This is a genomic window from Pseudomonas sp. EMN2, assembly GCF_009650555.1.
Lineage (GTDB): Bacteria > Pseudomonadota > Gammaproteobacteria > Pseudomonadales > Pseudomonadaceae > Aquipseudomonas > Aquipseudomonas sichuanensis.
Genome location: NZ_VZZR01000029.1, coordinates 16,724 through 32,054 on the forward strand (window position 1 = coordinate 16,724; position 15,331 = coordinate 32,054).

The following is a 15,331-nucleotide window of genomic DNA, read 5'->3' on the forward strand; positions in this document are numbered from 1 at the left end:
AAAGGAGCCCCCGTGAACCCCGAAGCCGGCAGCCCAGGTTTCGCCAGCGTCAGCCAAGCCCCGGCCGTGCACCGGGTCAAGGTGCTGACGGTCAATACCCACAAGGGCTTCACCGCCTTCAACCGGCGCTTCATCCTGCCGGAGCTGCGCGAGGCGGTGCGCAGCACCCAGGCCGATATCGTGTTCCTGCAGGAAGTGCTCGGCAGCCACGACCGCCATGCCTCCCGCTACCCCGGCTGGCCGCAGACCTCGCAGTACGAATTCCTCGCCGACAGCATGTGGAGCGACTTCGCCTACGGGCGCAACGCGGTGTACCCGGACGGCCACCACGGCAACGCGCTGCTGTCCAAGTACCCGATCATCGAACACCGCAACCTCGACGTGTCGATCACCGGCCCCGAACGACGCGGCCTGCTGCACTGCGTGCTCGACGTGCCCGGGCAACCACCGCTGCATGCCATTTGCGTGCACCTGTCGCTGCTGGAAAGCCATCGGCAAAAACAACTGCAACTGTTGGGCAGGCTGCTCGACGCACTGCCCGCCGATGCCCCGGTGATCATCGCCGGTGACTTCAACGACTGGCAGTTGCACGGCAATCGCACCCTGGGCCGGCAACGGGGCCTGCACGAAGCCTTCGAACGCCATCACGGCCTGCTCGCTCGCACTTATCCCGCGCGCCTGCCACTGCTGCGCCTGGACCGTATCTACCTGCGCAACGCCGACAGCCATGGGCCGAAGATCCTTGGCAACAAGCCCTGGACACACCTGTCCGATCATCTACCGCTGGCGGTGGAAGTGCGCCTGTAGCAACGATTCGGCATAGCCGCGCAGCGAGAAATCGCCTTTGTCGATATGGCATCGCCAATTCTGCACAAATTCAATGGCTTGAATTACTCAACGAACCATTACCAAAGCCTTCACACATTCTTGACGCAAGCCCTGTCCTCTCCTTAGCTGAACAGAACCAACAGACGTAAAGATTCGTGCCGGGCCTCTAGCTCGCGCCTTTGTGCGCGCTCAAAGAGGCTGGCGCGCTGGTTTGGGTCGCCCCTGTTTTGTCGTACAGCCCGTGACATCAGGCCAGATTGCTCGGCTGTTCAACGTGCTGTCCAACACCCAAAAACAGGAGATCCGCCATGAAAAGCACCTCGAACCCCCTGCGTTTCGAAGCTCTTTTCTGCGCGGTTTCCACGTCGCTGCTCTTGGCAACCCCGGTGGAAACCTTCGCCTTCGAACTGCAGGAGGGCGAAACCTTCGCCCGGTTCCTGGAACAGCCCGAGGTCCCCCAACTCTCTCTCGACCCGCTGAGCGTCAATGGCCTCAACCAGGGGATGCTCTCGGCGTTCTCCACGCAGATGAGCGAGCGCCACGGCCCGTTGGCCAGCGACATGATCGCCAGCCAGTGGGCGCAGTTCTTCCCCGGCGCACCACGGCCTACGGCCCAGGCGCCGGCGCAGTTGGAGGCGCCCAGCCAGCAATTGATGATCGGCCCCGACCTGTTCGTGCGCGAAACCAGCGCAGGCAACGTGCACCGCGCCGGGATCTTCGTCGGCCACAACAACCTGCAGAGCAGCTTCAACGGCATGCGCCCCTTGCTCGGTGACAAACAACGCAATGCGGTGAACCTGAGCGGCGAGAGCCTGGGCGTGTACTGGAGCATGACCCATGAGCAGGGCTGGCACGTGGACGCCGTGGCCATGGGCACGCGCATCGACGTCAATGGCCGCTCCCAGGCCGGCCAGCGGGTGGACGACAGCGGCCATGCGATGACCTTCTCGGTTGAAGGTGGCTTCCCCATCGGCCTGGGCGGCGGGTGGGTGATCGAGCCCCAGGCGCAGTTGATCAACCAGCAGTTCTTCCCCGGCAGCCAGGTGCAGGAGGAAACCTTGCAGGCGTTCGACAGCCAGCCAAGCTGGAGCGGTCGGGTCGGTGCCAAGCTGTCGGCGCGCTATGAAGTGAAAGGCATGCCGATCGAGCCCTATGTGCGCACCAACGTCTGGTATGACTTCAGCAACAGCGACTCGGTGAAGCTGGACCAGGTCGACAAGATCTCCAGTTCGCGCAGTTCGACCTCGGTGGACCTGGGGTTGGGGTTGGTGGCGCGGGTCACGCCGAACGTGGCGCTGTTTGTCAGTGCCGATTACAGCAGCGATGTGGATGACAATGATCTGAATGGGCTGATTGGCAGCCTGGGCGTGCGGATGCGCTGGTAGACAAACGAATGCACCCATTGCCCAGGCATACCACGCTCTGTACGAAATGTATCTGCACTCGCCCATACTGCGTTGAAACGAGGCTCGGAATGCTCATGTACTCCAGTACACTCTGCTTCCTCCCTCGTTTCGCCTTGTCTGGCCTTCGCGCATACAGGCCCTAATTTCTGGCTTGCTGATTGATCACGCTGCTGGATACCAAGCATGCGAGGCGTGTGAAAATAGAGCCACTTTCGAACTTACAGAGCTCAGCGGCTGATTCCCATCGGATCACTTAAACGTCGACATCGATCCTTACAAGCAACGCGCATTCAGTTTTCGCCCACTGCATGGCGGCCTAAAAAATCCAGAGTAAAGCCTCCAGTGCTAGGTCGCACCTGGCATTTCTATCAGTTGCCATGCTTTACGGTGCCAGGGAAAATCCCTATAGGTCGATCGGCTTTAATCGTAAGAGCCAACTTAATACCGATATCGACTGCAGGTGGACACCCTCAAAATTGCACACTGCGCTGAGAAGAACGTTATGACAACCGCCCCCTTACCAGACGACAATCATCTAAATATTAACATCGAGCTATTAGCTGAATTTTACGACATCGACGAGTACAAGCCATGGGAATTTATAGATGAAATCCAAAAATTAATCTATGCTGAAATCGCCGCTCTAGCTTCGCAACACGCGCCAGAAGAACTCACCAAAGGCAACCGCCCCTCTTTGATGAGGGCTGCTCTCAGAATCGCCTTGTCAGACCCAAGCACTGAAACTAAAGCGGACCTCGACCTAGCCGGAGTTAAAGCAACCAAACCTGTAACAAGCTCTCATTTCATGAATATACTTCACGAGTTTTATCTCCCATTCAGTGAAGTCAGAGAGACCTTAGTCTCCAACAAAGAGCTGCCATTTTTCATGATAAGAGTTCGGAAATCAATAACAAGCATTGATATTCCCGATGACGAAATATACAAATTAAGTATATCAGACGCCGAGCTCTGCACATTCATACAGGCACTGAAAATCTTCGCAGCCAGCAAAACAAAATCATTCCTAGAAGAATATCGCAGCTTATCGCACCTATCTTCCCCAGACTCCTTTGCAGGGTTGGAAGCCGACAACAGCGATGACTTACATGGACTTTACGCCACTATATTCAACGATGCCGTGCATTGCGCCACACTCTTACACACCTCAAATAAAGCAATCGGATTCCAAATCAAACGCCGCACTGAAAAACTAGCTCATGGCGGAACCTATGTATTCTCAATTTCAGCGACACCGATTGACCCACCACCAGATCTAGAGTCTAAATCTTTCAATGAACTCATAAACAATATACAAGATGAAAGAACCGCCACCCGAGAAGGCGTGGTCTCCAATGGCCAAGTCGCAATGCAAGTCATTGTCAAACGGGATTTTATCGAAGACACAGCGCGACGAGGCTAGCCGCTTCTCTTCAACGCGGTAACTCAGCAACTTCTTGGCGGGAGAACCCGCCAAGAAGTCGTTCCACTCGTTAACCAGCCGGCTTCATCACCAACACCCCCAACGGCGGCAGGTTCAGCGCCAGCGACAAGGGCTGCCCATGGCTGGCGATGTCATCGCTGGCCACCGCCCCCAGGTTACCCACGTTCGACCCTGCATACAGCCCGGCATCGCTGTTGAGCAACTCTTGCCAACGCTCACCGAACGGCACGCCGATCCGGTACCCCTCGCGCGGCACCGGGGTGAAGTTGGCCACCACCAGCAACGGCTCGCCCTGGCTGCTCCAGCGCAACCAGGCGTACACGCTGTTGTGCGCATCGTCGCCGATCAGCCACTGGAAGCCCTGGGGCTGGCAGTCCTGTTCGTGCAGTGCCGGCTCCTCACGGTACAGCCGGTTGAGATCGCCGACCAGGCGCTGCACCCCTTGGTGCTCGGGGTATTGCAGCAGGTACCAGTCCAGTTCGCTGTCGTGGTTCCACTCGCGCCACTGGCCGAACTCGCAGCCCATGAACAGCAGCTTCTTGCCCGGGTGGGCCCACATGAACGCGAGGTAGGCGCGCAGGTTGGCGAACTTCTGCCAGCGATCGCCGGGCATCTTGTCGATCAGCGAGTGCTTGCCGTGCACTACCTCGTCGTGGGAGATGGGCAGGATGAAATGCTCGGAGTAGGCATAGATCAGCCCGAAGCTCATCTCGTTGTGGTGGTAGGTGCGGTGGATCGGGTCGTTCTGCATGTAGTGCAGGGTGTCGTGCATCCAGCCCATGTTCCACTTGTAGGCAAAGCCCAGCCCGCCCTGCTGGGTCGGCTGGCTGACGCCCGGCCAGGCGGTGGATTCCTCGGCGATGATCAACGCGCCCGGTGCTTCGTGAGCGGCGACGCCGTTGAGGTGGCGGATGAAGTCGATGGCTTCGAGGTTCTCGCGCCCGCCATGGCGGTTGGGCACCCACTCGCCGGCCTTGCGCGAGTAGTCGCGGTAGAGCATCGAAGCCACGGCATCGACGCGCAGGCCGTCGATGTGGAAATGCTTGAGCCAGTGCAGCGCCGAGGCCAGCATGAAGCCGCGCACCTCGTTGCGGCCGAGGTTGTAGATCAGTGTGTTCCAATCCTGGTGGAAGCCTTCCAGCGGATTGTCGTACTCGTACAACGCGGTGCCGTCGAAGCGCGCCAGGCCGTGTTCATCGGTGGGGAAATGCGCCGGTACCCAATCGAGAATCACGCCGATGCCGCCCTGGTGGCAGGCGTCGATGAAGAAGGCGAAATCTTCCGCCGTGCCGTAGCGCGAGGTCGGGGCGAACAGCGACAGCGGCTGGTAGCCCCAGGAGCCGCCGAACGGGTGCTCCATGATCGGCATCAGCTCGATATGGGTGAATCCCAGTTCCTGCACGTAGGGCACCAGGCGTTCGGCCAGTTCGCGCCAGTTGTAGAAGCGCGCGACCTCGCCGGTATCGTCCAGCTCGCAGCGCCAGGAGCCGGCGTGCAGCTCGTAGATCGACAGCGGTGCGTTATAGGCGTGGCGCTGGGCGCGCTGCGCCATCCATTGCTCATCGTGCCAATGGTGGGCCAGGGCGCCGGCCACCTTCGAGGCGGTACTCGGTGGCAACTCGGTGGCGCGGGCCAGCGGGTCGGCCTTGAGCGGCAGCACACCGTCGGCGCCGAGCACTTCGAACTTGTAGGTCTCGCCGACACCCAGGCGCGGCACGAACAACTCCCACACCCCGGCGCTGTGGCGCAGGCGCATGGGGTGGCGGCGGCCGTCCCAGTTGTTGAAATCGCCCACCACCGAAACCCGCCTGGCGTTGGGCGCCCACACCGAGAAGCACACGCCGTCGATGCCGTCGGCCTGGGTCGGTTGCGCACCGAAGCGACCGGACAGGTCGCGGTGGTTGCCCTCGGAGAACAAGTACATGTCCATGTCGCCCAGTTGCGGGCCGAAGCTGTAGGGGTCTTCGGTGACCTGCTCGCCCCCGGCCCAGCCGATCTGCAGCAGGTAGGGCTGTGCATCGTTGATGTGCGCGGTGAACAACCCTGGCAGGCGCTGTTGCTCCATGTCAGCGAGCACGCGCCCGCCATCGCGCGCCAGCACGCGCACATTCAGGGCGTTGGGCAGGAAGGCCCGGATAAACTGACCGCCTGCACCATCGGGGTGCGGGCCGAGCACGGCGAACGGGTCGGCGTGCGTGGCGCTGGCAAGGGCGTCCAGGTCCCGTTGCCGAAGGCTGCCGTTGTCACGCGTGGTTGCATTCATCTCACTGCCCCTTTCCATGTGTTTACACGATTGCTTGACGACCTTTTGAGAGCGGCGTGGGAGCGGGCTTGACCCGCGATTGGGCCTCTACCCTCATCGCGAGGCAAGCTCGCTCCCACGCCGCCACAATCAGAAAAACGTTCATGACTCCCCCCAGGTACTGATCAACCCATGCAGGCCATGCAAAGGCACGGCCAGCCAGCTCGGCCGGTTCTCGGCTTCGTAGCTGATTTCGTAGGCGGCTTTTTCCAGGCAGAACAGTTCCAGTGCGGCGCGCTCGCCCTCGGCCTGCTGCCAGGCATGGGGCATGGCGGCGGTGGCCAGGCCATAGGCTTCGACGAAGGCGTGACGCGACTGGTGCAGGTACTGCCGGGCAACCCGCTGACGGGCCTGGCGCGCCGCGTCGGAGAGGTCTACCGCCGAGGCGCTGCGCAGGATCATGGCAGCAGCATAGTCGAAGGAGCGCAATACGCCGCTGACATCCTTGTAAGGGCTGTGCTTGGCCCGGCGCTCGTCGAGCGGCCGCGCCGGTTCGCCCTCGAAATCGATCAGGTAGGCATCGCCCTGCACCACCAGCACCTGGCCCAGGTGCAGGTCGCCGTGCACACGCATCAACAAGCCGCCCTGGGCCTGGCGGGCCAGGTTGTCGATGTGCTGGCGCAAGCCTTGGCGTTGTTGCTGCAGGTCGTCGACCAGGGCCTGGCTGTCGTTGTCCAGGCTGTTGCGGTGCTGGGCCAGCAGGTCCAGGGCATGCTCGAGCTCGGCGCTGATTTGCCGGCTCCAGCGCTCGCTGTCGCGGGCATCGCTGGGCCGTGGTTGGAATGCTTGATCAGTGGTGGGCGCCGCCAGCAGCAGGTGCATCTCGCCCAGGCGCTGGCCCAGCAAGGCGGCGAAGCCGGTGAGTTCGGCCAAGGCGTCGGTGTGCGCCTCCTGCTCGCTGCGGGTCGGTTCCATCTCGTCGCGAATCGCCCGCTCCAGGGTGTTCTGGGTCCAGTCCCAGGCATCGCCCTGGTTGCTCAAATAGCCTTGGGCGATCATCAGCAGGTGCGGCTGCTCGCGTTCATCGACGCGGCTTACCCAGGCCAGCAAGGGGGAAATATTGGCGAAGCCCGCCGCAGTCAGGTAGGCGCTCATCTCCAGCTCCGGGTGGGTGCCGGGGTTGACCCGGCGGATCAGCTTGAGCACCAGGCTGCCGCCCACCACCACCGAGCTGTTGGACTGCTCCGCGCCCAGGTAGCGCACTTCGCTCTGTTCATCGAGTGCCAGCGCGGCGAGCTGCTCGGTGCACTGGAAACGCAGTTCGCCCAGGCCGTCGCCGCAGGGCAGGCGCAGGCCGTCCTGGCAGCCGCACAGCACCGCGCGGATGAAAGGCTCGAGGACGAAGGCATCGGTGATAAGCCCTACCTGACGACCACGGCGCACCCGCGACAGCGCCAGTTGCTGGGGCAGCGCGGCGTTGATCTGCTCCTCGGGCAACAGCCCGAACGGCAGCTGGTAGTGGCTCACCACCCCTTTGCTGTGCACCTCCAGCTCGCCGAGCAATGCCGGCAACGTCGCGGTGGCGACGCGTACGCCGTAACGCAGGCGCACCTGGTCGATCGGCCCTTCCTTGCCGGCGAACCAGCGGCGCTTGGGCAGGTACTGGGGCAGGATCGCGCTTTCCAGGGTGTCCCGGGACGGCGCTTCAAGCAGCTCTTCCATGCGCTTGCGCAGCACCAGGGTGGTCAGCTCGGGCAGGCCTTCGGCGGGCTGCACATGCCAGCTGGGCATGCGATCGTGGGCGGCCAGCAGGAACCAGTAGAAGCCGTATGGCGCCAGGGTAAGCAGGAACGGCAACTGGCCGATGGGCGGGAACGCGCTGCCACCGAGCATCTCCACCGGCACCCGTTCGGCGTACTGCGAAAGCTCCAGCTCCGCGGCCTGGGCGGCGCGTGAAACGTTGGCCACGCACAACACCACTTCACTGCTGCCCTCGGCATCGGTGTATTCGCGGATATAGGCGAGGATGCGTCGGTTGCTCGGGGTGAGCATTTTCAAGGTGCCACGGCCAAAGGCCTTCTGCTGGTTGCGCACCGACAGCAGGCGGCGGTTCCAGTTGAGCAGCGAGTGCGGGTCGTGGGCCTGGGCTTCGACATTAATGGTCTGGTAGCCGTACAGCGGGTCCATGATCGGTGGCAGCACCAGGCGCTGCGGGTCGGCCTTGGAGAAACCGCCGTTGCGGTCCGGCGACCACTGCATGGGGGTGCGCACGCCGTCGCGGTCGCCCAGGTAGATGTTGTCGCCCATGCCCAGTTCGTCGCCGTAGTACAGCGTGGGCGTGCCAGGCATCGATAGCAGCAGGCTGGTCAGCAGCTCGATGCGCCGCCGGTCGCGCTGCAGCAAGGGCGCCAGGCGTCGGCGAATCCCCAGGTTGATGCGCGCGCGACGGTCTTCGGCATAGTAGTTCCACAGGTAGTCGCGCTCGCGGTCGGTGACCATCTCCAGGGTCAGCTCATCGTGGTTGCGCAGGAAGATCGCCCACTGGCAGTTGGCGGGGATCTCCGGGGTCTGGCGCAGGATATCGGTGATCGGAAAACGGTCTTCCATGGCCAGGGCCATGTACATGCGCGGCATCAGCGGGAAGTGGAAGGCCATGTGGCATTCGTCGCCCTCGCCTTCGCCGAAGTACGGCCGGGTGTCCTCCGGCCACTGGTTGGCCTCGGCCAGCAGCATGCGGTCGGGGTAGTTGGCGTCGATCTCGGCGCGGATCGCCTTGAGCACCACGTGGGTCTCGGGCAGGTTTTCGTTGTTGGTGCCGTCGCGTTCGATCAGGTAGGGGATGGCGTCCAGGCGCAGGCCGTCGACACCGATGTCGAGCCAGAAGCGCATCACCCCGATCACGGCCTTGAGCACCTGCGGGTTGTCGAAGTTCAGGTCCGGCTGGTGGGAGTAGAAGCGGTGCCAGAAATACTGGCCGGCCACCGGGTCCCAGGTCCAGTTGGACTTTTCGGTGTCGAGGAAGATGATCCGGGTGCCGTCGTATTTCTGGTCGTCGTCCGACCACACGTAGAAGTCCCGGGCCTTGCTGCCGCGCTTGGCGTGGCGGGCGCGCTGGAACCAGGGGTGCTGGTCGGAGGTGTGGTTGATGACCAGTTCGGTGATTACCCGCAGGCCGCGCTTGTGGGCTTCGGCGATGAAGCGTTTGGCGTCGGCCATGCTGCCGTAGTCCGGATGCACGGCTTTGTATTCGCCGATGTCGTAACCGTCGTCGCGCCGTGGCGAGGGGTAGAACGGCAACAGCCAGAGGGTGTTGACGCCAAGTTCGGCGATGTAGTCGAGCTTGCTGATCAAGCCGGCGAAATCGCCGATGCCGTCGTTGTTCGCGTCGAAGAACGATTTTACGTGCAGCTGGTAGATCACCGCGTCCTTGTACCAGAGGGGATCGTCGATGAAGGCTGCCGGGCGGGAACGCTTGGCCATGTGCGACTCCTTTCTGTTCGGTTTTGTGCACGAGGTTGATCGCGGGGCAAGCCCGCTCCCACGTGGTAGATCGTGGGAGCGGGCTTGCCCCGCGATTGGCCTAGCGCATTTTCTCTATCCGCCAGATCCCAAACGGCTGGTGCCAGGGCTCGATGCGCATCCACTGGGTCTTGCCGTGCCAGGTCCAGCGCTGGCCGTTCATCAGGTCTTCGCCCTGGGTGTCGGCGTTGTCGTCCAGGCCCAGTTCCCACAATGGCAGCTCGAAGTTGGCCTCCTGGGCGTTGTGCGGGTCGAGGCTGATGGCGACGAGGATGTAGTTGTCGCGCTCGGCGGTGCGTTTGGCGAAGTACAGGATCTGGTCGTTCCAGCAGTTGAGGAAGATCACGCCCAGGTGGCTCTGCAGGGCGCGGTTCTGCCGGCGGATGCGGTTGAGCTGGGCGATTTCGGCGACGATGTTGCCGGGCTGGTTGAAGTCGCGCGGGCGGATCTCATATTTCTCCGAGTCCAGGTATTCCTCCTTGCCGGGCAGCGGCGTGCCTTCGCACAGCTCGAAGCCCGAATACATGCCCCATAGCCCTGAGCCCATGGTCGCCAGCGCGGCTCGGATCAGAAAGCCTGCCCGGCCAGAGGTGTGCAGGAAGAACGGGTTGATGTCCGGCGTGTTGACGAAGAAGTTGGGCCGATAACACAGGCTCCACGGCGGCTGGTTGAGTTCTTCGAAGTACTCGCGCAGCTCCTGCTTGCTGTTGCGCCAGGTGAAGTAGGTGTAGCTCTGGGCGTACCCCACCTTGCCCAGCCGCGCCATCATCGCCGGGCGGGTGAAGGCTTCGGCGAGGAAGATCACCTCGGGATGCTGGCTGCGCACATTGGCGATCAGCCATTGCCAGAACGGCAGCGGCTTGGTGTGCGGGTTGTCGACGCGGAAGGTCTTGACCCCCTCCTCGACCCAGCCGACCACCACGTCGCGCAGCGCCAGCCACAGGCCGGGCACCGCCTCGGGGGCGTAGAAATCGACGTTGACGATGTCCTGGTACTTTTTCGGCGGGTTCTCGGCATAGCGGATGGTGCCGTCGGGGCGCCAGCTGAACCAGCCGGGGTGCTCCTTCAGCCAGGGGTGGTCCTGGGAGCACTGGATGGCGAAGTCCAGGGCGATCTCGAGGCCGTGTTCGGCGGCAGCCGCCACCAGCCGGCGGAAGTCTTCGCGGCTGCCCAGCTGAGGGTGGATGGCGTCGTGGCCGCCCTCGGCACTGCCGATGGCGTAAGGGCTGCCGGGGTCGCCGGGCTCGGCCTGCAACGCGTTGTTGCGGCCCTTGCGGTGTTGCATGCCGATGGGGTGAATGGGCGGGAAGTAGAGCACGTCGAAGCCCATGTCGCGGATCATCGGCAGGCGTTGGTGCACGTCGTTGAAAGTGCCGTGGCGCTCGGGGCTGTCGGTTATCGAGCGTGGGAACAGCTCGTACCAGCTGGCGAACAACGCGGCTTCGCGGTCCACGTCCACGGGGAACTCGGCGCTGCGGGCAAGGTAGCTGCGGTGCTCGGCCTCGCTCATCAACCGGGTGACATCGGGGTGCAGCAGCTGCGCCACCTGCTCGTCCAACGGCAGGCCCGGCAGGCGCTGCTGCAGGTGTTGCAGCTGCTCGCGCACCAGACCGTCGCTGCGCTCGATGCCCTTGCCCAGCAGCAGCCTGCCCTCCTCCAGCTCGAGCTGCACGTCCTGGCCTGCGGCGTATTTCTTTTCCAGGTCGTGGGAATAGGTGGCGAACGGGTCGATCCAGGCCTCGATGCTATACAGGTGCAGGCCCAGTTCGGTCGGGGTGAACGCGGCCAGCCACAGGTCGTTGCCCGGCGAGTGCATGGGCACGGCGTGCCAGCGGGCATTGTGGGCCTGGCGCCAGAACAGGGTCACTGCCAGGCGGTCGTGGCCGTCGGCGTACACCTTGGCACTGACCTCGACCTTGTGCCCGCGCACCGCCTTGGCGGCAAAGGTGCCGCCGTCGAGCACCGGGCTTGCATCCTCGATGACGATGCGCGGCGCCAACAAGGCCTGGGCCAGGCTGATGGCCTGCTCCGGGTGGTCGTTGGCCATGGGCACGCTTTCGAAGGGCTCGTTACCTGACATCGCACTCACTCCATTGGGCTTGTGGCGGTAAGGGTTCTGAGCCGTGATCGGGCGCGGGGGTTCAAAAAAACTGAGCGAATGGCGCGAGGCGTGAGTCCAAGCCTGCAACACCGCTTCATTCACCACGCGAGGTCAGGCCCATGAGTATTCCCATTCCACCGGAGACACCCGACCCGAACATCGACGACCCGACATTGCCGCCGCCGGTGCCCGAGCAAGAGCCGGACGAGCTGCCGATCAAGCCGAGCGTGCCGCCGACCGTGGGCGACCCGCCGAGCGAGGAGCCGCCGGTGAAAGCTTGAGGATAGACAAGGCTGCGGGCGAGGCTGGCGGGGTACCTGATATTTTTGCCAGTAGCGCAGGCGGGCGAAGCTGGTTAAACAGAGCACTCACCCCCTGACGCCAGCCGCCCTCATGCCCACCGAAGACCGTGTCACCTCGACCCTGTTGTGGATCATCGACGACTTCCTTGAACTCAATGGCAGGCACAAGGCGCTCAGGGCTGGCCATGGCATGGGCGAACTGGGCGCCGACAGCTTCGACATGGTCGAGCTGCAGGCGCGGGTCGAGGAAGAGCTGCACATCCTGATCGAAGCGGAGATTTCCGTCGACGTCACCTTCGATCAATTGCTCAAGCTGGTGCGCCAGGCGATCGATGCCCAGCCTGGGCGCCCAGGTCCGCGACGCTGATCTCGCGCATCCTGAACTTCTGCACCTTCCCGGTCACCGTCATCGGGAACTCGTCGACAAAGCGGAAATGCCGAGGCGCCTTGAAATGCGCCAGGCGCGCCTTGCACCACTGCTGCAATTCATCGGCCGTGGCGCTGTGCCCAGGGTGCAGGCGAATCCACGCCACCACCTCCTCGCCGTACTTGCTGCACGGAATCCCCACCACCTGGGCCTCGGCCACCGCTGGGTGGGTGTGGAAGAACTCCTCCAGCTCACGCGGATAGATGTTCTCGCCGCCGCGAATGATCATGTCCTTGTTGCGCCCGACGATGCGCACGTAACCCTGATCGTCCATCACGGCCAGATCACCGGTGCGCATCCAGCGGGCCGGGTCGATGGCGTCATGGGTGGCCTGCAGGTTGTCCCAGTAGCCGAGCATCACGCTGTAGCCTCGAGTGCACAGTTCGCCGATCTGGCCCCGCGGGACGATGCAGCCGTCGGCGTCCACCAGCTTGGTTTCCAGCTGCGGCTGGGTGCGACCGACCGTGGTCACGCGCAGTTCCAGTTCATCATCCGGGCCGGTCTGCAGCGACACCGGGCTGGTCTCGGTCATGCCGTAGGCGATCTGCACCTCGGCCATGTGCATCTGCTCGATGACCTTGCGCATCACCTCGATCGGGCAGGTGGTGCCGGCCATGATGCCGCTGCGCAGGGTCGAGAGGTCCAGCTGCGGGCGCGACGGGTGGTCGAGCATGGCGATGAACATGGTCGGCACACCATAGAGGATGCTGGCACGCTCTTCGGCCACGGCGCGCAGGGTAAGCTCGGCGTCGAAGGCGTCGTTGGGGTAGACCATGGTGCTGCCGTGGGTGATGCAACCGAGGTTGGCCATGACCATGCCGAAGCAGTGGTACAGCGGCACCGGGATGACCATGCGGTCGTGTTCGGTGAGGCCAAGGCTTGCGCCGACCATGTAGCCGTTGTTGAGGATATTGTAGTGGCTCAGGGTCGCGCCTTTGGGCGCGCCGGTGGTGCCGGAGGTGTACTGGATGTTCACCGGCTGGTCGAACTGCAGGCTGTTCTGGCGCTGCTCGAAGGTGGCAGGATCGGTCTCCCCTGCCCGCCCGGCCAGCGCGGCCCAGGGCAGGAAGCCTGCGGGCGGCTCGGCGGCCAGGCTGATCACCCCGCGCAGCTCGGGCAGGCGATCGCTGTTCAATTGGCCAATCGCGTGGCTCGCCAGCTCCGGCACCAGCTCTTGCACCATGGCGTGGTAGTCGGAGGTCTTGAACGCATCGGCGCACACCAGCCAGCGGCAGCCGGACTGGCGCAGCACATACTCAAGCTCCCCCACCCGATAGGCCGGGTTGATGTTGACCAGGATCGCGCCGACCTTGGCCGTGGCCAGCTGCAGGATGCACCACTGGGCGCAGTTGGGCGACCAGATGCCGACCCGCTCACCGCCGGCCACGCCCAGCGCCATGAGCGCCCGGGCGTGCAGCTCGACCTGTGCGGCCAGTTCGCGCCAGCTGTAGCGCAGGCCTTGATGCTTTACTACCAATGCCTCGCGTTCGGCATACCGGGCCACAGTGGCGTCGAAGGCCTGGCCGATGGTCAGGGTCAGTAACGGATGGTCCTGGCGGCCGCGGGTATAGCTTGGTTGACTCATGGGTGTCCCTTCTTGTGGTTGTTCTGGGCACGACTGAAGCAAGCGGCAATTACTCTGGCGCAGATTTACGTTTACGTAAAGGTGATGAATCGATTGACAGTGCCGGGAGGCAGGTTTACGTTAACGTCAACCACGCATCACGGCGGCGAAGAGGAACGAGGTTGTGGGAGCGGGCTTGCCCCGCGATGAGGCCGGACCAGGCAACACAGCTGGCCGTTCTGACGGGCATCGCGGGGCAAGCCCGCTCCCACAACCCCGTTTCCACAAGGTCGCCGTGGTACCCGAATATCAAGAACAAGAAGGTGCCCACATGCATTACCCGACCCTGAACTTCGCCCTGGGCGAAACCATCGACATGCTCCGCGACCAGGTGCGCACCTTCGTCGCCGCCGAGCTGGCCCCGCGCGCCGCGCAGATCGACCACGACAACCTGTTCCCCGCCGACATGTGGCGCAAATTTGGCGATATGGGCCTGCTGGGCATCACCGTTTCGGAGGAGTACGGCGGCGCCGGCCTGGGCTACCTGGCCCACGTGGTGGCGATGGAAGAGATCAGCCGCGGGTCGGCCTCGGTGGCCCTGTCCTATGGCGCCCACTCCAACCTGTGCGTCAACCAGATCAACCGCAACGGCACCCACGAGCAGAAACTCAAGTACCTGCCCAAGCTGATCAGCGGCGAGCACATCGGCGCCCTGGCCATGAGCGAACCCAACGCCGGCTCCGACGTGGTGTCGATGAAGCTGCGCGCCGAAAAACGCGGCGACCGCTACGTGCTCAACGGCAGCAAGACCTGGATCACCAACGGCCCCGACGCCAACACCTATGTGATCTACGCCAAGACCGACCTGGACAAGGGCCCCCACGGCATCACCGCGTTCATCGTCGAGCGCGACTGGAAGGGCTTCAGCCGCAGCAACAAGTTCGACAAGCTGGGCATGCGCGGCTCCAACACCTGCGAGCTGTTCTTCGATGACGTCGAAGTGCCAGAAGAGAACATCCTCGGCCAGCTCAACGGCGGCGTGCGGGTACTGATGAGCGGCCTGGACTACGAGCGCGTGGTGCTCTCTGGCGGCCCGACCGGCATCATGCAGAGCTGCATGGACCTGGTCGTCCCCTACATTCACGACCGCAAGCAGTTCGGCCAGAGCATCGGCGAATTCCAGCTGATCCAGGGCAAGATCGCCGACATGTACACCCAGCTCAACGCCAGCCGCGCCTACCTGTACGCCGTGGCCCAGGCCTGCGACCGCGCCGAGACCACCCGCAAGGACGCCGCCGGGGTGATCCTGTACACCGCCGAGCGCGCCACGCAGATGGCCCTGGAGGCGATCCAGATCCTCGGTGGCAACGGCTACATCAATGAGTTCCCGGCCGGGCGCCTGCTGCGCGATGCCAAGCTGTACGAGATCGGCGCCGGCACCAGCGAAATCCGCCGGATGCTGATCGGTCGCGAACTGTTCAACGAAACCCGCTGAGCATAA

10 protein-coding genes are annotated in these 15,331 nt (G+C 63.3%); 6 read left to right on the top strand and 4 right to left on the bottom strand.

Translation table 11 applies throughout. The features are described from left to right. Positions 1–12 precede the first annotated feature (12 nt). The 3 genes from F6X61_RS10220 (at position 13) to F6X61_RS10230 (ending at position 3,654) form a co-directional block, all read left to right on the top strand. The gene (locus F6X61_RS10220) at positions 13–807 is read left to right on the top strand and encodes an endonuclease/exonuclease/phosphatase family protein (protein WP_153786531.1); all 795 of its coding nucleotides are present in this window, start codon (positions 13–15) and stop codon (positions 805–807) included. Positions 808–1,136: 329 nt separating this feature from the next. Beyond that, positions 1,137–2,213: an autotransporter outer membrane beta-barrel domain-containing protein gene (locus F6X61_RS10225; protein WP_153786532.1), complete on the top strand. Its 1,077-nt coding sequence runs from the start codon at positions 1,137–1,139 to the stop codon at positions 2,211–2,213. A 481-nt stretch (positions 2,214–2,694) separates the two neighbouring features. Then, complete coding sequence (locus F6X61_RS10230; protein ID WP_153786533.1) at positions 2,695–3,654, top strand: hypothetical protein; 960 nt, start codon at positions 2,695–2,697, stop codon at positions 3,652–3,654. A 70-nt stretch (positions 3,655–3,724) separates the two neighbouring features. On the opposite strand, the gene glgB is transcribed toward F6X61_RS10230, so the two are convergent. The 3 genes from glgB to F6X61_RS10245 all read right to left on the bottom strand — a co-directional run bounded on the left by glgB (position 3,725) and on the right by F6X61_RS10245 (position 11,516). Then, positions 3,725–5,938: a 1,4-alpha-glucan branching protein GlgB gene (gene glgB, locus F6X61_RS10235; RefSeq protein WP_153786534.1), complete on the bottom strand. Its 2,214-nt coding sequence runs from the start codon at positions 5,936–5,938 to the stop codon at positions 3,725–3,727. 141 nt (positions 5,939–6,079) lie between these two features. Next, positions 6,080–9,397, bottom strand: a complete 3,318-nt coding sequence (gene treS, locus F6X61_RS10240) for a maltose alpha-D-glucosyltransferase (RefSeq protein ID WP_153786535.1) — start codon at positions 9,395–9,397, stop codon at positions 6,080–6,082. A 100-nt stretch (positions 9,398–9,497) separates the two neighbouring features. Further along, entirely contained in the window at positions 9,498–11,516 is a 2,019-nt protein-coding gene (locus F6X61_RS10245) for an alpha-1,4-glucan--maltose-1-phosphate maltosyltransferase (RefSeq protein WP_153786536.1), read from the bottom strand. Between the two features lie 140 nt (positions 11,517–11,656). Between F6X61_RS10245 and F6X61_RS26980 the strand changes: the two genes are divergently transcribed. Then, the gene (locus F6X61_RS26980; protein WP_178125801.1) at positions 11,657–11,818 is read left to right on the top strand and encodes a hypothetical protein; all 162 of its coding nucleotides are present in this window, start codon (positions 11,657–11,659) and stop codon (positions 11,816–11,818) included. Between the two features lie 112 nt (positions 11,819–11,930). Beyond that, positions 11,931–12,206 carry a hypothetical protein gene (locus tag F6X61_RS10250; protein ID WP_153786537.1) on the top strand — a complete coding sequence of 92 codons (276 nt, stop codon included), beginning with the start codon at positions 11,931–11,933 and terminating at the stop codon, positions 12,204–12,206. On the opposite strand, the gene F6X61_RS10255 is transcribed toward F6X61_RS10250, so the two are convergent. Next, positions 12,148–13,851 carry an AMP-binding protein gene (locus tag F6X61_RS10255; RefSeq protein WP_153786538.1) on the bottom strand — a complete coding sequence of 568 codons (1,704 nt, stop codon included), beginning with the start codon at positions 13,849–13,851 and terminating at the stop codon, positions 12,148–12,150. The two genes, F6X61_RS10250 and F6X61_RS10255, sit on opposite strands and share 59 nt — an antisense overlap. Positions 13,852–14,161: 310 nt before the next feature. Between F6X61_RS10255 and F6X61_RS10260 the strand changes: the two genes are divergently transcribed. Then, the gene (locus F6X61_RS10260) at positions 14,162–15,325 is read left to right on the top strand and encodes an isovaleryl-CoA dehydrogenase (protein WP_153786539.1); all 1,164 of its coding nucleotides are present in this window, start codon (positions 14,162–14,164) and stop codon (positions 15,323–15,325) included. Positions 15,326–15,331: the final 6 nt, after the last annotated feature.